We start from the raw sequence: 16,304 nt of genomic DNA, 5'->3' as shown, positions 1-16,304 counted from the left end.
TAAAAATGAAGGGGCGTATCAACATGAAAGTTTTCCATATGTTTAAGTTTTGGGATTGGATCATCATCCCCTTAATCATTCTTCTTTCATTCCTCCCTTCTGTTGTTTTCACTTATCAACAAGGTAGTGTTTCTGCTGATTCAAATCTTGAAGCTGTCGTTTCTGTTGACAACGAAGAAATCGAACGTATTCCCCTTACAGGTCATGAAGGAAATGAAATATTGGATATTCCTGAAGTTCCTTGCGATACAAATACAGTACAACTTCAAGATGAACAAATACGTATACAAAGTTCTGATTGTCCTGATCAAGTTTGTGTTTTAACCGGATTTATTTCAACACCTGGTGAGACAATCGTGTGCTTGCATCACCGCGTTGTCATCGAAATCGAAGCTGAGGATGGTCATGTAGAAAATGAAATTCTAAGTTACTAGCATAAGATTGGAAGTAGAGAAGTATGACAAAAAATCAACGACTCGTCTACATTGCTTTATTAGCGTCTCAAGCAGTCATTATTGGCTTAATTGAACGGTCGATCCCTTCCCCATTTGCCATTGCACCAGGAGCAAAACTAGGTTTTGCCAACATTATCACAGTAATGGCCATTTACACTTTATCAACAGCTGATGCAGGCAAAGTGGTTGGGACTCGCCTCGTTCTCACAGCTCTACTTGGAGGAACAATATCTACATTTATGTACAGTGCATCTGGTGCGATATTAAGTTTCATAGGTATGTCCATCGTTCATAAGCTAGGTCCATCTAGAGTAAGTATCATCGGCGTTAGTATCACTGGTGCGTTTTTGCACAATGTAGGCCAATTACTGATTGCTAGTTGGATTGCTCAGACGTGGTCGATCCTTCTCTATTTACCTGTGTTAACTTTTGTCGCGATATTATCGGGAATTGCTGTAGGCGTTGCTGCAAATTATCTACTAACTTATGTCGAAAAACTCCATTACTATAAATATTTACGTGAATCTAGCTAAACAATCACCCTTTAACACTATAGTTATCGTGGTAATAATTTAAAGATATTCATCTTCACAAAAAGGACAAAAAAAATTAAAATAATATATTTGTATACCTTCATTTATTTGGTAGAATCAATTGTGAACCTAATCACGTGATGATTTCATGTGAAATTTCAAAACATCAGGGGGAAAAATTTATGAAACTAAAAACATTACTTGCTTTAGGCGCATCTTTGACTTTGTTCACAGCGGCATGTTCTGTTGATGAGCCTGCAGAAACAGAAGAAGCAGGTGGAGATGAAGATGCAGTAACTGGTGCTACTCAAGTTATGGTTGAAGACGAAGACTCCCTTCTCCAAGGGATCAGTGAAGACGGAGCATGGATTGTTCATTTTGAAGATGACTTCTCTACTGAGGAGGACCTTGTTTTAGCAGGAGATCATTACAACAATGACGAGCTTGATCGTAAGTTAGCTTTATACAATCAAGATGACGATCGTAACATTACTGACTCTTTCACATTAACTGCTCCTCAATTAACAGTCCAAAGTGAAAACACACGTGTTCAAGGCGGAACTTTCGAAGGCGATGTCTTTGTTGAATCAAACGGCTTCGAACTTCGAGAAGCAACTATTGATGGTGACATCATTTTCACTAGTGAAGAGTACGAAGACTCTGCTGAAATTGGAGAGGATAGCGAAGTAACTGGCGCTATTTCTGTCGACGAATCAGCAGAAAGCGAAGCAGACGCAGTTACTGGTGCTACTCAGACGGTTGTAGTAGATGAGGATTCCCTTCTTGAAGGTGTTAGCGAAAACGGTGGATGGATTGTTATTTTTGAAGATGACTTCTCTACAGAGGAATCACTTGTATTAGAAGGCGAGCAAACAAACAGAGGCGAGTTAGCACGTAAGTTAGCTTTATATGATCAAGATGAAGATAGAAATGTAACGGATCGCTACACATTAACAACACCAGAATTAACGGTTCGTAGTGAAAACACAAGAGTTCAAGGTGGTATTGTTGAAGGCGATGTATACGTAGAAGCAAACGACTTCACCCTTCAAGATGCGACAGTTGATGGAAACATTTACTTTGCAAGTGAAGAGTATGAAGAATCTTCTGAGATCGATGCTGACAGTGAAGTAACTGGAGATATCTCAGTTGAATAATTAAGTAGCAACAAAAAGCTATCTCAACAACCAATCTGGTTTATGAGATAGCTTTTTTTATTATTGATTGTCCTTTTCTAACGCAATCACTTCTACTTCTACCAATGCATCTTTTGGTAACCTACTCACTTCAATTGCACTTCTTGAAGGGTACGGTTTTTCGAAATAGCTAGCATATACTTCATTGACTTGTGAAAAGTCATTCATATCATTTAAGAAGATCGTCGCCTTCACCACTTCATTTAAGTCACTTCCCGCTTCCTTTAATACAGCTTGGACATTTTTTAAGACTTGATGCGTTTGGTTTACAACACCGTCAGCCATCTCGACAGTATTAGGATCTAGTCCAAGTTGCCCAGAAGTGTATACAACACCATTTACAACAACCGCTTGAGAATACGGCCCAATCGCTTCAGGTGCTTCTTTTGTATATACAGACTTTTTATTCATTTTAAAATCCTCCTCATTTTATACTTATCTATTATTTATAGCCTAGATGCATATTAAACTTCTATTATACCGATTATTGATGATAGATTACTGACCTTGTCCTAATGAATAACCCAGTTCATCATTAAATGTATATAAATTCTCAATTTTAATCCATTCCAACCCTGCCTCACTAATTCGGTGTAACAATTGTTGAATGTCAGCGTTCGTCAATTCAGTTTGGCCACCTGCAATTTGGAAACGACAACGCCAATGGTCTGTCAAAAACGTTTCAGGAAAGCCTCCAGGATAAACTTTCACTCCTCGATTACTAATCATTGATAATTGAAAGCGTGATCCTGTTAGACCCTCTAGCTTCTGCCCGATTTCATCAGGAGAGAGATCGTTATTGAATAAAAAAACATCGGCACCATCAAGCTGACGCGCTACGTCTGGCTTCTCCCTGTCTTTCACGAAAGGCGCGATTACTTGATCATCGTCTTCTTTTGCTATTTCTTTATTATAACGAACCGGCTCCATTGTTGAAGGTTTCTCTCCTAGTCTTTCTATGACAGCTTCTGCAAACTCTTGTGTATTAACAGATGCTCCGCCTTTAGCAACATCTCCTGTATAAATGCCATCTTCTAACGTTTTTAACCACGCGTTATGTATCTTTTCTGCTACTTCAGGCTGCCCTATGTGTACGAGCATCATAAGTGCACCCTGGATTAAACCAGATGGATTTGCGATACCTTGACCTGCAATATCCGGAGCACTTCCATGAATCGCTTCAAACATTGCACATTGGTCCCCGATATTTGCTGAACCTGCCATACCTACGCTTCCTGAAATTTGCGATGCGACATCAGAAGCAATATCTCCATATAAATTCGGCATGACAATGACATCAAAATGTTCAGGCGTATCCGCAATTTTGGCAATCCCTATATCGATAATCCAGTGCTCTGTTTCAATATCGGGATATTCTTCTGCAACTTCATCAAATACTTTATGAAAAAGGCCATCTGTGATTTTCATAATATTATCTTTTGAAAAACAAGTGACTTTTTTGCGGTTATTTTTTCTTGCGTATTCAAATGCATGGCGAATAATTTTTTCACTGCCAGGACGCGTAATTAACTTTAAACTTTGTGTTACCTCATTTGTTTGTTGATGCTCTATCCCTGTATACAAGTCTTCTTCATTTTCTCGAATAATCACTAGATCCATGTTAGGGTGTTTCGTTTGAATAAACTGCTCGTAAGAAATGTTTGGTCTTACGTTTGCGTATAGACCTAATGTTGTTCGAATGGTTACGTTTAAGCTTTTAAAACCACCACCCTGTGGTGTAGTGATCGGTGCCTTAAGGAACACTTTCGTTCTTCTAAGTGACTCCCAGGCTTCATCTGTAATTCCTGAGGTGTACCCTTGCAAGTATACTTGTTCACCAATGTCAATAAATTCAGGGTCAATCCTTGCTCCAGCTTGATCTAAAATCTTCAATGTTGCGTCCATAATTTCAGGGCCAATTCCATCACCTTTTGCGACTGTAATTGCGCGTTTTTTTGTCATCACTATCTCTCCAATCCTTATAATCTAACTGATTTTTTATCAGTTGGCTTGGGCGTGATTTACTTTACTTGCTAACTTTTCTAGGGTTATTTCACTTGTGTTTTTCACATGCCAATTTGCTTTTTTCAATGCAGTATGATCCCCAATCCCTACTGAAAACATTGAGGTTTGTTTAATGGCTTGCATACCCGCTTCTCCGTCTTCAATCGCCACACACTTCTCACCTGACACTTCTAATTCATCTGCTGCTTTTATGAAAATTTCAGGATCAGGTTTCATGTTCTGAACAGATCTTGGGTCAATAATGACATCAAAAAAATCAATAATTTCAAGGTTTGTAAGTGTCAATTTTGCATTTGAACTCGAAGAAGCAATGGCTAATTTTATATTATGTTGTTTTAACTGTATTAAAAATGAGTGCATACCAGGTAATAGGTCTTCTTTTGAAAGACCAGCTATTCGTTCTTTGTAATACTGGTTTTTCCTTTCACCGAGTTTTTCCTTCTCAACATCTGAATATTTATATTGGCTATTTTTCACAAGTTGTTCAATTAGAAAACGCCGACTCATCCCTTGTACTTTTTGGTTCATCTCACGGTTGAAATGTAATCCCTCTTCATCGGCAACGCGCTTGGTAGCTAAATAATGGTCACCAACTGTATCAGCAAGTACCCCATCTAAATCAAAAATAACTGCTTCAAATAGTAAGTTCAAAACGAAAGCTCCTTATCTTACAGTGCTCTTCTAGGAGAATTTTAACGACTTGTATCACATTTGTCATGTTCATCTAGAAACACATATGTTCAAATTTTCTGTTACTTTAAAACCTGAGAATCACATAGAATCTAGCAGATTTTATCCTATTGATATCATTTTTATCATAACGTATTCTTCATCTTTTGTCCTCTATTATCACTTATATTCATTCGACAAAGCTTCATATTATCCTTTTTAACGCAAAATCGTTAGAACAATATGACGTTTTCAAGACATGTTAACTGCCATTAATCATTCCACCATTAACGTGCACAATTTGTCCAGTTACATACCTCGAGTCTTCTGATGCTAAATAAACATATGCTGGTGCTAGTTCATACGGCTGTCCTGCGCGTTTCATTGGTGTACCGTAGCCGAATGTCATCATATCTTCTGCAGGGAAACTAGACGGTATTAAAGGAGTCCAAATTGGACCTGGCGCAACGCCATTGACGCGAATCCCTTGGTCAACCAAGTCAAGGGAGAGCGACCGTGTGAAAGTGACATTAGCGCCTTTTGTCGTTGAGTAATCGAGATTCCCTCTGTGTCCATCATAGGCTCCCTCTGATGCGGTGTTAATGATCGAACTTCCTTTCTTTAAAAACGGCAGGGCAGCTTTTGTGAGGAAAAAGTACGAAAAAACGTTTGATTGAAAAACTCGATACAGCTGTTCTGCTGTGATTTCCCTAATACTATCCTTTGGATAAGATGCTGCACAATTATTAACGACAACATCAATTTGCCCGAACCTTTCCATCGTTTGATTCACGACGTAAAAACTTGTTTCTTCAAATCCAAGATCTCCTGAAATCAATAAACATTGTTTACCAAGTTGACGGATCCGTTTTTTCGTTTCCATCGCATCGTCGTGTTCATTTAAATACACGACCACAATATGAGCACCTTCTTTTGCAAATGCAATCGCAACAGCTTTACCGATTCCACTGTCTCCACCAGAGATGACTGCGACTTTCCCCTCCAACTTTCCGCTTCCTTGATAATGAACACTTTCTGCAATCGGACGCGGTTCCATCATCCATTCAACCCCTGGTTGAAACGGCTGATGTTGCGGTGGGAATTGCACAGGAATTTTTTCTGTTTTTACAATAAAATGATTCGCGTTACTCATTATCCTTTCTCCCCTAATATCATTTGTTCATTTCAATGTATGCCCACATGCTAAGAGAGGTTCAATATGACAATAAATTTGGTATTTCAGTACATAGACGCCCACTTAATACGAAGGGTATTTAAATCGCCAACACAAGAATTCGTGCTTCGAATATACTACATGAGGATGTTGATTGGATTGGTGGTACAGATGATGAACATCAACCAATTTATAGATCTTATTGGAAACTGGATATCAGCGATCGGTGTTACCACTGCTGCAATTGGGACGGGTGGTAGGTTAACAAGTGATCACGTTATTAATTTTCAATTGGTTGTCGTAGGTAAGGCTCTCCAAGCCTTCGGAAATGCGCTTCAAGCAACCTCTGGAATACACCCGATCGCGATCGTGGGAAACTGGATCCAAGCAGTTGGTGCATCAACAGTATCAGTGACAACGTACCGAGAATTAACAGGAAGAGATGGTGAAATCAATAAACAAATTGAAATCATCGGTGCCTCTTTCCAATCGATTGGTGCATACATGGTCGCTTTACGAAGGGTTCAATACGACCCAAAAAGAGAAATCGGGAATGTCATCTTTTCTATAGGTGCAATATTCGAAGCAGCCGGTGGACTTTTCCAATTAGCTAATAAAGAAAAACAAGGTAGAGCAGTGAAAGCCGTAGGAGGTGTAATACAAACAATTGGGGCCAACCTACAAGCGATTGGAACTACGCGTGATTATTTGTATGACGATGATCCAAATATTTGGCCGCCTTCAGAATAAGTAAGATACGAAAAGAGCACCGAACATCGATGAGTTGGTGCTCTATTTTTTATCTATGAAAATTAGATTGATAATATTGAGATAATTCAACCACCATTGCGCCCATTTTTTCATTTTCAGGCGTTAGTACTTCCTTGACTCCCTCTTCTTTAAGTGCATCCTTTGTCACTTTGCCAACACCAACTGCTAATGTTTGACTATCAAATATGTCTAATACATGGCTTAGATTAGCTTTGTCTTTGACATGCTGAAACAAATAACGAACTTGCGTGGCGGTTGTAAAGCATACAGCACCTAATTCTCCTCGTAAGAGTTCCTCAACCATCATTTGAAGCGTTTCTTCTTCTGGTGGAATATGCTCATAAGGAAGGAGCTCTATAACCGTTGCCCCCTTCGCTTCAAGCGTGTTGATAAGTTCGGGAGCTGATTCACCATGTAGTTGTACAACTACTTTTTGATTGGCAAACGGATAATCATTTAATTCATCAATCAATCCTTTGATTGTTCCATCTTCACTTACAATATCTGTTTTAATATCAAACTTCCTCATTAAAGTATTCGTTTTATATCCCCTTACTGCGATGCTTGCATCATGAATGGTGTGTAAAAAGTTGTTTTTAACTCCTAGTTGTTCAGATAAATGAATCAACGCTTCTGTTCCCATTCCTGTAGTAAATACAAACAAATCGATTTTCTCATTTGATATATTTAAAATGTCTTCTTTCACTTTGTGATCTGCAAAAAACGTCGTTCCTTGAAGAGGTCTACTAACAGGGACTCCATTTTGTTTTTCTATTAATGTGGATAATTCGTTTGTTCGTCGCGAGCTCGTGAAAGCGATTCTTTTACCTGTTAATCCGTTAATCATCATTCCACCTCTTTTTATCATGGTCAACTTTAAAACAATTTTTCAATTATTTATTCAATAAATCCATCCCTATATCCTTCAAAAAAAAACATGTATTTCACTAAGCGAAATACATGTTTTTTATGTTAATCTAATTTTATAATTTAGCCAAAAGTTTCCATGAGGCTCTTTTAAGCCTTAGTTAATTTTTACGTTTTTTCTTGAAATCGACTGGACCGCGCTGTTTTCCTCGTTCATTATTTCGTTCATTATTTCGTCGTGGTCCACGTCCTCCTCCTTTTCCCCCTCGATGTTTGTGGTCTTTTTTCTTATGGTCATTCTTTTGATTTTTTCGTACCCTTACTGGTGCTTCACCGGTAAGGTTTACTGGAGTCGTATCTGGCTCTTTTGTTAATGACTTTAAGGCAGCTGAAACAAGGGTCACCGAATCCGTATCATCTAATAATTGCTCTGCCATTACACGATACTCCTGATGGTTTTCATGTTCAACGATATGAAGGAGTTTTTCAACAGCAATACGTTGCTGACCTTCTATTGCTTCTGAAAATGTCGGAATTGCACGACGGGGGATATTTCTCTTTGTCACTTCTTCAATCGTTTTTAAGTGCGTGATTTCTCGAGGTGTGACGAATGTTATTGCCATACCTGTTTTACCAGCGCGCCCTGTTCGACCAATGCGGTGAACGTAGCTTTCAGGATCTTGTGGAATATCGAAGTTAAAAACGTGCGTTACACCACTAATATCTAACCCACGTGCAGCTACATCTGTTGCAACGAGAACATCGATTGTTTTGTTTTTAAACTTTCTCAAAACAGCGTCACGTTTTGCTTGTGTAAGGTCACCATGTGTCCCTTCTGCACTATATCCACGTCTGTTTAATCCCTCTGCTAATTCGTCCACACGTCGTTTTGTACGCCCGAAGACAATCGCTAACTCTGGAGAATGGATGTCTATTAAACGATTGAGGACGTCAAATTTCTTTTTTTCTTGAACTTCAATGTATTCTTGTTCAATATTATTAATCGCCAATTCTTTTGGTTTGATAGCAATTGTTTGAGGGTCATTCATAAACTTTTGCGCTAAATGCTGGATTTTTTTCGGCATTGTCGCAGAAAAGAGCAATGTTTGTCTTTGATCTGGAATTTCCCCTAAAATCAATTCAATGTCTTCAACAAAACCCATATTTAACATTTCATCTGCTTCGTCTAGAACGACCATATTGATGGAATGCAAACGAATCGTTTTTCTTCTCATGTGGTCCATAAAACGGCCAGGGGTTGCAACAACGATTTGCGGTTTTCTTTTTAGTGCTTTAATTTGTTGTTGAATATCTTGCCCACCATAAACAGGTAAAGCTTGTACACCTTTAAATTCTCCAATTCGGTTCAGTTCTTCAGCGACTTGAACTGCCAACTCTCTCGTCGGCGCTAGAACAAGACCTTGAATATCACCGCTTTCGGTGTCAACATGTTCCACTAGAGGTACACCAAATGCAGCTGTTTTCCCTGTTCCAGTCTGTGCCTGACCAATTAAATCCTTCCGTTCAAGACTGACCTTTATCGTTTGCTCTTGAATCGGTGTTGCTTCTTCAAATCCCATATTGCTCAATGCTTTTGTTACATCATGAGTGAGACCAAATTCAAAAAATGTAGTCAATTTGTCATTTCTCCTTTATTCTTTTCTTCTTTTATTTTAACCATCCCCGACTGTAAACAAGCTTATTCAACTGAGAAAATCATTGCCATTCTCAAAATTCCAACATGAAAAAGCGCTTCGTCTGTTCCGAAACGCACAATCTTTTATACGGCCGAAAAATGATTATTTGATAAAGAATGTATAGTCAAGTGGTAAACAAAACCAATTGCATAGAATATTAATTATACCACAAATAATGAAAATGTCATTAACTTTCGATATAATTAACTTTATTATGATCATTAAAGGAGGTTTTTAGCATGAATTCAAAAAATGTTGAAGATCAAATCGTAGAAAATTACCAAAAAGATGAAAAAATGATGGTTCTCGTCTTTACTCAATGGTGTGTTAATAACAACCTTGATCCAGAGGATTTGTATACACGCGCTTATCCAACACAAACTAAAAATCATACGTTAAAAGAAGCCATTGACTTAACTGTACCTAAAGAAGAAGCAGGGGACATTGCCGATGAGACGTTATTAGGCGTTTTATCATTATTCGGTAATGACGATTTAGCGTTTGTCGTAACGGAAGAAATCGATAAACTGAAAAAACGACGTGCAGAAACAAAATAAATCTATTCGATGATGGTTTTCACACGTCCTACTTGTCCATCTGTTAAACGTACTTTAATGCCATGTGGGTGATTTGCTGATTTTGTTAAGATGTCTTTAACCGTCCCAGATGTCGTGCGACCTGTTCTTTGGTCTTTCTTTAAAACAATCTCTACCTTCGATCCAATGGATATATGATTTCGTGTTTGTCCTTGTTTCATTTCATTCTTCCCTCCTATTCTAAATCGAGGTTATCTGTACTCTCGCTATCATCAGTTTCATTTTTACGGAATCATTGTATACCAATTGCTAAAGGGGATCAACGATGAAATGATTCATAAATTCAGTATTTATCAATAAAACGAACTTAGATATTCCCTAACCTAAAGCAACCATAGAAGAGAGAATACACAAGGCTATTGATGTATTTACGAATACTGCTTCATTTAATATCATAGGGCACCCTGCGATTACCGTCCCTATTTCAAAAAACAACCAATCGGTATGATGATCATTGGTCGTTACGGTGAAGATGAAACGCTATTACGTGTTGCTCATGCATTTGAACAGTTAAATGGCTTAGTTAAAAGGTCGTCACCTTCTTGGGACGATCTTTTTCATGATGAAAACTTAAACTTACACCTCTTCCCTGATACCGTTTAAATTGTTTGTCAGGGTGTAAGTTATTCTGCATTCATTTTTAGTGTTTATCGATATTTCGTTTTTATCCGTTTCACCAAAAAATAAAAAGCCGAGCATATATGCTCAGCTTTTTACATTTATTGATTTTAGTAATCACTGTCACTCGTTCCACCTTGGACGATGGCCACACTTGCACTTGCTCCAATACGGGACGCACCCGCTTCAATGATTGCATCTGCTGTCTCGCGATCTCGCATACCACCTGAAGCTTTCACACCGATATCAGGACCGACTGTCTCACGCATTAAGCGAATGTCCTCGACTGTTGCACCACCAGTAGAAAAGCCTGTTGATGTTTTTACATAGTCTGTTCCTGCTTCAACAGCTAACTCACATGCTTTTCTTTTCTCATCGTCTGTTAGAAGACTCGTTTCGATAATTACTTTTACGAGAGCTTGACCATTCGCAGCATCAACGACAGCTTGGATATCACGCTTTACCGCGTCATACTGACCATCTTTTAATTGGCCAATATTAATAACCATGTCAACCTCGTCTGCACCTTTTTCAATCGCATCTTTCGTTTCAAATGCTTTTGTTTCAGGCGTTGTTGCGCCTAAAGGGAAACCGATAACCGTACAAACTTTTACATCAGATTCCGCAAGTTGATTTGCAACTTCTTCAATCCACGTAGGGTTGATACAAACAGAGAAGAACCCGTGCTCTTTCGCTTCTTGGCAAACTTTATCAATTTGTTCTTTCTTCGTATCTGCTTTAAGCATTGTATGGTCGATCATTTTTGCAATATTTTCATTCATTATTATCACCTATAATTAATTTTATTTGTTTAGATCCGCTGGAGAAAAAGCACCTGGTAAAAGGTCTTTCACTGTTGTTTTATTGACGTCATTTTGCAAGTTCGTTAACCAAATCTCCATGTCCGGTTCGCACAACTCAGAAATCACTTGCCTACAAGCTCCACATGGAGGGACAGGGCGATCCGTGTCGGCAACGACTACGAGTAAATCAAAGGAAGTGACACCTTCTGAATACGCTTTAAATAAAGCTGTTCTTTCTGCGCAGTTACACATCGGGTAAGCCGCATTTTCAATATTACATCCGTGATATACATCCCCGTTTTTTGTTCTTAGTGCAGCTCCTACTTTAAAAGTAGAATAAGGAACATAAGCATATTCACGTGCTTTTTTCGCTTCTTCTATCATGGCATGATTATCCAAGAGCTTCCCCTCCTTATCTTAACGTGTTTAGTTTATCAAGTTTGTATTTTAATTAAAAGAACATTCCTGCAATAGAAGCACTTAACAATGACGCAAGAGTACCTGCGATAACAGCTTTAATACCAAGTTTTGCGATGTCAGCACGACGGTTTGGCGCCATGCCACCGATTCCACCAATTAAAATGGCTAATGAGCTGAAGTTTGCGAACCCACAAAGCGCAAAACTTAACACAAGGATACTCTTGTCAGATAATTCACCTACGTCCATTGCCTCTGAGAAAGATGCAAAGGCAACGAATTCATTAATGGTAATCTTTTGTCCAATGAAAGAACCAGCTTGCATGGCTTCTTCCCACGGTACACCGATTGCAAATGCAAATGGTGCAAACAGAACTCCTAGAATTCCTTCAATTGTAACCCCTTCGAAACCAAAGATTCCACCAACACCGTTTAAAATACCATTAAGAAGAGCGATTAACGCTACGAATGCAATAAGCATCGCACCGACGTTTAGAGCTAGTTTCAAACCTTCACTCGCACCTCTTGCTGCTGCATCAATAACATTACTTGTTTCTGTATCTTTTTCCATTTCTAACTTATCTGCTGTCTCTGATTTTTCCGTTTCAGGAATGATCATTTTTGCCATAATCAGTCCACCAGGTGCCGCCATAAATGCTGCTGCTAATAGATAGTCAAGCGGTACACCCATTAAGTGATAACCAACCAATACGGAACCTGCAACAGAAGCAAGTCCACCTGTCATAACCGCAAATAATTCCGATTGTGTCATTTTTGGTAAAAACGGACGAACTACTAACGGAGCTTCAGTTTGTCCAACAAAGATGTTTGCTGCTGCAGACATCGATTCTGCTTTACTCGTTCCTAACAACTTGGAAAGAGCGCCACCAATTAATTTAATCAACCACTGCATAATTCCAAGGTAATACAATACAGAAATTAATGATGAAAAGAAAATAATAATCGGTAATACGTGAAAAGCAAAAATATTTCCGAATTCGTCACCATCTGCTAATGCACCAAATAAAAACCCAATACCTTCATTGGCAAAATCAATAACGTCTTGAACCCTAAATGTGATCCATTGTAAAGCTTCTGCACCAACATTCCACTGTAATGCGATGAAAGCAAAAGTGACTTGAATCGCTAAACCACCTAAAATCGTACGCCATTTAACGGATCGTTTATTATTTGATAATAGGAAGCCGATACCTAATACTGTTACTATCCCCATAATACCCCATAAAAATGCATAACTTACACTCCTTTTCACTTTTGTTCTTTCTTGTTGGTTTAAACCAATAGAAAAAAATAATAATAATAATATCTGTCAGGTGCACTTAAAAAGTATATACTTTTGATGACTTAGAGTTATTGTGTTTTTCTAATTCAACTAATTTTGCATTAAATGTGTTGACAACAAACTTCTAAGCGCATCACATTGTAACCCTTTTCAGTTCCCTGCAAAAAAAACAAGTTGTTTTAAGCGTCTCGCCTGTCCAACTGTTCTTCTTTAGTATAAACGTAAGATGTCTAACATCTCAACCCCTTTTCGACATTTTTTTTGGTTTTTTTTATTTTATCTCTGTCTCTTTGAATTTATGTGCTTAGCAATTAAAAACGTTTACTGCTATAGCAGTAAACGTTTTACAATAATTATTTAATATTTCCAGGCACAGACTTTACAAGTTGGCCTTTTTTAGCTGATTCCTTCGGAGAAACCCCCGGACGAATGACACGCATCTTTTCACCTCCCTGTTCAAGTTAAATATTGATGATGCTTTCATCAAATGATCAGGTAAGTGTATGACTTTTCCAAATAAGTTGTAATACTTTTTTTATATTTTGCTTTTCAAATGAACAAGGGCGAAATCCTGTTGTTCGTCGATAAAACGGACAATGGTTCCCTTGACATGCAGGTCGGAAAAAACAAGCTTGGCAATGTTCATCTTGATTTTCACCTGACATTGTCCATTCAGCGATTTTATCGTAATCCAGTGTCACGGTTCCATTTCGGTGTAATTGACCTAATTGATTAAAAGGCTCATCGAAAGCTAATGTACATTTGTAGATGTGACCATCTGCACCAATAACGAGGGAATTGGGCTTAGCTGCATAACAAACAGAACCTGTTGGCATTAATGCTTGTTCTATTTGTGAACTCACTTTTAAGTTATTGTCAATACTAAAGTCCGTAAATGACCATGTTTGTTGGTGAGCTGTTGAACCATCACAAACAGGTATATTTTCATCATTTTCTCCTCCCCAGCGAGCGACTGGGCGAACTAACACTTGAAAACGATCATCATCAGCAAAAAGTTCACTCAAATAAGTGATGAGCGCCCGAACATCTTGACGATTATGTTCATCAAAGTTGATTCGTAAAAATATCTCAAAATCTCCAGGAATCAATTTGATTTTCTTCAAGTTATCAATAATCGTTGAAAATGTTCCACCACCTTGTGCCAATCCTCTCCTTTGATTATGTACGTCTTCTAATCCATCGATGGTAATCATAAATTGCCTTATTTCTAATTGTAAAAGTTTACGGAATGTTTCTTCTGTTAAATAATAACCATTTGTGGACATCTCTGCTTGATAAGCGATGTCATGACGTTCTGCTGTTTCAAGAAAAGACTCAGAAACTTCGATGATTTCATCCAAAGCAAGCAGAGGTTCACCCCCAAACCAACTTACCATCAAGTTTGATAATTGGTTTGCTTTTTGATTCATATAAGCTTTTAAACCTTCTCGAACGTCTTCATTCATATTTCCACGTTGAAATGTTTCATAGCAATAAGTACAACGGAAATTACACGCTTCTGTCGGTAGTAGTACGAGGTGCATACTATCGGTGTGCTGCACCGATTCGTGTAAGTCTTGCGCTCGTTTTTTTTCATCAATAGAAGATTTGACAAGGAAGCCTTGTTCTTTAAACACCCTTATAAGTTCAGATGAGTGGTGATCGGCAACTGGATTTTTTAAAATCTGTAAAGCTTCTTGTTTTTCAGGAGGGTCAATCGTAGCAATAGCCCCCGTATAACTGTTGTAAATGAGTAATTCATCAGATTCTGTTTCAGTCGTAACATTAAACCTTGACTTTTTCCATTCATTCATAAAATTAACCAACCTCATCTTCTGTGCAAATGCTTTTAACTTACAGTATAGCAAGTTCATCTATCACTTTCTGTGATGTTTCTCACAATAAAGACGAAAGCTTGGCTAAGCCAAACTTTATTTAGAAGAATATCCGGTTATGAAATGTAAATCCGGCATGAATGAAATCTTGGAAAAGTGAATCTTGATTAGAAGATCCAAAGCGATTCGGTTTTTGACCAAGAAATTTCTCGGTTTGATTTCGTTTAAATCCGGCATCTTGCCACCTTTTTTTAATCGTAGCTTTTATTACTTCTAGTGGGAGTGCCTCCCTTTCTAATATCTCTTTTACTTCTTCTTCACTAATACGCGCATATCGACTTGTGACAAACATGGCTGGGTTGAAACTAGCTTGATTGATTTGCATTTCGAACTCGACAATTTCTTTTAATTCATAAATTTGTTCCGTTGTTTTTTCGATGCGATCATCTAACTCATCGATCTTCTCCTCGTTGATATCTTCCTCTGATTGTTCGAGTTGTTCTACTTCTTCTTCCATAGTAAATTTCTCCATAACTAAACTGCGGATTTCTTCGGTCTTTTCGTCAGGAGAAAGGTGAAAAAATCGTAACTTCTCTTTATCTAAATATAATTTTGTTATGCCAATGCCACCGTTATCAATATCATACATGACTTTTTGTACCCAAATAGGAAGATCGTACTGCTTTCGGAAATCGATATAATCATAAAACACTTGCTTCGTTGTATTTGATAATGGAATCGTTCTATCTTCTAATACAAGTTCTCCATCATCGTTAACTGATTCTACATTCAAATGGACAATTTCAGAAACGTACAATCCCGTTTCGATCGCCAATCGAAAAAGCAAGTAATTTCTAAATTCATCACGAAAGTTACCGTAAGGGTTTAATGTGACATCTTGTAAAGTTGGCTTTTTATCTATATAAACACCTTCGTTTTGTGCGATTACTTTTTCATATTGTTGTTTTTCGATTTGGTAAATATCTTCCTCTTCTTCAACTGTAGGTACTTCGCCTGTGCTGTCTTCCGGTATTGTTACTTCTTCTTTATTAACCGGCTGGTTAATATGTTCAGAAAAAGATATGATCGCTTCAGTGATTTTTCTTACTTGTGCACCACTTTTACCACTGTCTAACAAGTGCACCATATATTCGTTTACGGAGTGAGTTCCCCATTTAAAATGCTCTTCTTGGGCTTGTTGGTTATTTGAAACGTACATTAAAAAACGATCAATTGAAAACGCGCAAGACCAGTCAATATCGACATTTTGTCTATAGATCATTTTCTTAATAAATGGATCAATTTCTTGACGTACCGATTGCAAAGATTCCCCTTGTGGCATTTC

General features: G+C 38.0%; 17 protein-coding genes. 5 read left to right on the top strand and 12 right to left on the bottom strand.

Annotation, left to right across the window (positions count from 1 at the left end; genetic code table 11):
* Positions 1 to 23: 23 nt before the first annotated feature.
* From HNQ41_RS09385 to HNQ41_RS09375, 3 genes are all read left to right on the top strand, one after another.
* Positions 24 to 434, top strand: a complete 411-nt coding sequence (locus tag HNQ41_RS09385) for a NusG domain II-containing protein (RefSeq protein WP_184664163.1) — start codon at positions 24 to 26, stop codon at positions 432 to 434.
* 23 nt (positions 435 to 457) lie between these two features.
* Positions 458 to 988, top strand: coding sequence for a Gx transporter family protein (locus HNQ41_RS09380; RefSeq protein WP_184664162.1), 531 nt, complete (start codon positions 458 to 460; stop codon positions 986 to 988).
* Between the two features lie 182 nt (positions 989 to 1,170).
* A complete protein-coding gene (locus tag HNQ41_RS09375; RefSeq protein ID WP_184664161.1) occupies positions 1,171 to 2,145 on the top strand; it encodes a hypothetical protein in 975 nt (324 codons plus the stop codon).
* Positions 2,146 to 2,205: 60 nt separating this feature from the next.
* Here HNQ41_RS09375 and HNQ41_RS09370 read toward each other — a convergent pair whose 3' ends face one another.
* The 4 genes from HNQ41_RS09370 to HNQ41_RS09355 all read right to left on the bottom strand — a co-directional run bounded on the left by HNQ41_RS09370 (position 2,206) and on the right by HNQ41_RS09355 (position 6,031).
* A complete protein-coding gene (locus HNQ41_RS09370; RefSeq protein WP_184664160.1) occupies positions 2,206 to 2,595 on the bottom strand; it encodes a RidA family protein in 390 nt (129 codons plus the stop codon).
* Between the two features lie 87 nt (positions 2,596 to 2,682).
* A complete protein-coding gene (locus HNQ41_RS09365; RefSeq protein ID WP_184664159.1) occupies positions 2,683 to 4,146 on the bottom strand; it encodes an NADP-dependent isocitrate dehydrogenase in 1,464 nt (487 codons plus the stop codon).
* A gap of 39 nt (positions 4,147 to 4,185) precedes the next feature.
* Positions 4,186 to 4,860: a beta-phosphoglucomutase gene (gene pgmB / locus HNQ41_RS09360; protein ID WP_184664158.1), complete on the bottom strand. Its 675-nt coding sequence runs from the start codon at positions 4,858 to 4,860 to the stop codon at positions 4,186 to 4,188.
* 280 nt (positions 4,861 to 5,140) lie between these two features.
* Complete coding sequence (locus tag HNQ41_RS09355) at positions 5,141 to 6,031, bottom strand: SDR family oxidoreductase (protein WP_184664157.1); 891 nt, start codon at positions 6,029 to 6,031, stop codon at positions 5,141 to 5,143.
* Between the two features lie 195 nt (positions 6,032 to 6,226).
* Here HNQ41_RS09355 and HNQ41_RS09350 point away from each other — a divergent pair, with 195 nt between their 5' ends.
* The gene (locus HNQ41_RS09350; RefSeq protein WP_184664156.1) at positions 6,227 to 6,802 is read left to right on the top strand and encodes a DUF6944 family repetitive protein; all 576 of its coding nucleotides are present in this window, start codon (positions 6,227 to 6,229) and stop codon (positions 6,800 to 6,802) included.
* A 49-nt stretch (positions 6,803 to 6,851) separates the two neighbouring features.
* On the opposite strand, the gene HNQ41_RS09345 is transcribed toward HNQ41_RS09350, so the two are convergent.
* Together HNQ41_RS09345 and cshA are read right to left on the bottom strand one after the other, a co-directional pair.
* Complete coding sequence (locus tag HNQ41_RS09345; RefSeq protein ID WP_184664155.1) at positions 6,852 to 7,670, bottom strand: uroporphyrinogen-III synthase; 819 nt, start codon at positions 7,668 to 7,670, stop codon at positions 6,852 to 6,854.
* Positions 7,671 to 7,851: 181 nt separating this feature from the next.
* The gene (gene cshA / locus HNQ41_RS09340; RefSeq protein ID WP_246421576.1) at positions 7,852 to 9,327 is read right to left on the bottom strand and encodes a degradosome RNA helicase CshA; all 1,476 of its coding nucleotides are present in this window, start codon (positions 9,325 to 9,327) and stop codon (positions 7,852 to 7,854) included.
* 299 nt (positions 9,328 to 9,626) lie between these two features.
* Here cshA and HNQ41_RS09335 point away from each other — a divergent pair, with 299 nt between their 5' ends.
* Positions 9,627 to 9,944 (top strand): hypothetical protein, encoded by a 318-nt coding sequence (locus HNQ41_RS09335; RefSeq protein ID WP_184664154.1) that lies wholly within the window; start codon positions 9,627 to 9,629, stop codon positions 9,942 to 9,944.
* Positions 9,945 to 9,946: 2 nt separating this feature from the next.
* Here the strand turns inward: HNQ41_RS09335 and HNQ41_RS09330 are convergent, their stop codons facing one another.
* The 6 genes from HNQ41_RS09330 to HNQ41_RS09305 form a co-directional block, all read right to left on the bottom strand.
* The gene (locus tag HNQ41_RS09330; RefSeq protein ID WP_184664153.1) at positions 9,947 to 10,144 is read right to left on the bottom strand and encodes a YwbE family protein; all 198 of its coding nucleotides are present in this window, start codon (positions 10,142 to 10,144) and stop codon (positions 9,947 to 9,949) included.
* A 567-nt stretch (positions 10,145 to 10,711) separates the two neighbouring features.
* Positions 10,712 to 11,383 carry a deoxyribose-phosphate aldolase gene (gene deoC, locus HNQ41_RS09325; protein WP_184664152.1) on the bottom strand — a complete coding sequence of 224 codons (672 nt, stop codon included), beginning with the start codon at positions 11,381 to 11,383 and terminating at the stop codon, positions 10,712 to 10,714.
* A gap of 21 nt (positions 11,384 to 11,404) precedes the next feature.
* Positions 11,405 to 11,788: a cytidine deaminase gene (gene cdd / locus HNQ41_RS09320; protein ID WP_425506983.1), complete on the bottom strand. Its 384-nt coding sequence runs from the start codon at positions 11,786 to 11,788 to the stop codon at positions 11,405 to 11,407.
* A 67-nt stretch (positions 11,789 to 11,855) separates the two neighbouring features.
* Complete coding sequence (locus HNQ41_RS09315) at positions 11,856 to 13,055, bottom strand: NupC/NupG family nucleoside CNT transporter (protein ID WP_184664150.1); 1,200 nt, start codon at positions 13,053 to 13,055, stop codon at positions 11,856 to 11,858.
* A gap of 560 nt (positions 13,056 to 13,615) precedes the next feature.
* On the bottom strand, positions 13,616 to 14,938 hold the full coding sequence (locus HNQ41_RS09310) for a radical SAM/SPASM domain-containing protein (RefSeq protein WP_184664149.1): 1,323 nt from the start codon (positions 14,936 to 14,938) through the stop codon (positions 13,616 to 13,618).
* 121 nt (positions 14,939 to 15,059) lie between these two features.
* Complete coding sequence (locus HNQ41_RS09305; RefSeq protein ID WP_184664148.1) at positions 15,060 to 16,301, bottom strand: site-specific integrase; 1,242 nt, start codon at positions 16,299 to 16,301, stop codon at positions 15,060 to 15,062.
* Positions 16,302 to 16,304 lie beyond the last annotated feature (3 nt).

The organism is Texcoconibacillus texcoconensis, assembly GCF_014202575.1.
Taxonomy (GTDB): Bacteria; Bacillota; Bacilli; order Bacillales; family Salisediminibacteriaceae; genus Texcoconibacillus; species Texcoconibacillus texcoconensis.
The sequence above is the reverse complement of the archived record's forward strand: the minus strand, read 5'-3'. Positions and strand labels throughout refer to the sequence as shown.

Coding starts and splice junctions, on each gene's coding strand:
- HNQ41_RS09385 (WP_184664163.1), top strand. CDS start 24: ATGAAAGTTTTCCATATGTTTAAGTTTTGGGATTGGATCATCATCCCC.
- HNQ41_RS09380 (WP_184664162.1), top strand. CDS start 458: ATGACAAAAAATCAACGACTCGTCTACATTGCTTTATTAGCGTCTCAA.
- HNQ41_RS09375 (WP_184664161.1), top strand. CDS start 1,171: ATGAAACTAAAAACATTACTTGCTTTAGGCGCATCTTTGACTTTGTTC.
- HNQ41_RS09370 (WP_184664160.1), bottom strand. CDS start 2,595: ATGAATAAAAAGTCTGTATATACAAAAGAAGCACCTGAAGCGATTGGG.
- HNQ41_RS09365 (WP_184664159.1), bottom strand. CDS start 4,146: ATGACAAAAAAACGCGCAATTACAGTCGCAAAAGGTGATGGAATTGGC.
- HNQ41_RS09355 (WP_184664157.1), bottom strand. CDS start 6,031: ATGAGTAACGCGAATCATTTTATTGTAAAAACAGAAAAAATTCCTGTG.
- HNQ41_RS09350 (WP_184664156.1), top strand. CDS start 6,227: ATGAACATCAACCAATTTATAGATCTTATTGGAAACTGGATATCAGCG.
- HNQ41_RS09345 (WP_184664155.1), bottom strand. CDS start 7,670: ATGATTAACGGATTAACAGGTAAAAGAATCGCTTTCACGAGCTCGCGA.
- HNQ41_RS09335 (WP_184664154.1), top strand. CDS start 9,627: ATGAATTCAAAAAATGTTGAAGATCAAATCGTAGAAAATTACCAAAAA.
- HNQ41_RS09330 (WP_184664153.1), bottom strand. CDS start 10,144: ATGAAACAAGGACAAACACGAAATCATATATCCATTGGATCGAAGGTA.
- deoC (WP_184664152.1), bottom strand. CDS start 11,383: ATGAATGAAAATATTGCAAAAATGATCGACCATACAATGCTTAAAGCA.
- cdd (WP_425506983.1), bottom strand. CDS start 11,788: ATGATAGAAGAAGCGAAAAAAGCACGTGAATATGCTTATGTTCCTTAT.
- HNQ41_RS09315 (WP_184664150.1), bottom strand. CDS start 13,055: ATGGGGATAGTAACAGTATTAGGTATCGGCTTCCTATTATCAAATAAT.
- HNQ41_RS09310 (WP_184664149.1), bottom strand. CDS start 14,938: ATGAATGAATGGAAAAAGTCAAGGTTTAATGTTACGACTGAAACAGAA.
- HNQ41_RS09305 (WP_184664148.1), bottom strand. CDS start 16,301: ATGCCACAAGGGGAATCTTTGCAATCGGTACGTCAAGAAATTGATCCA.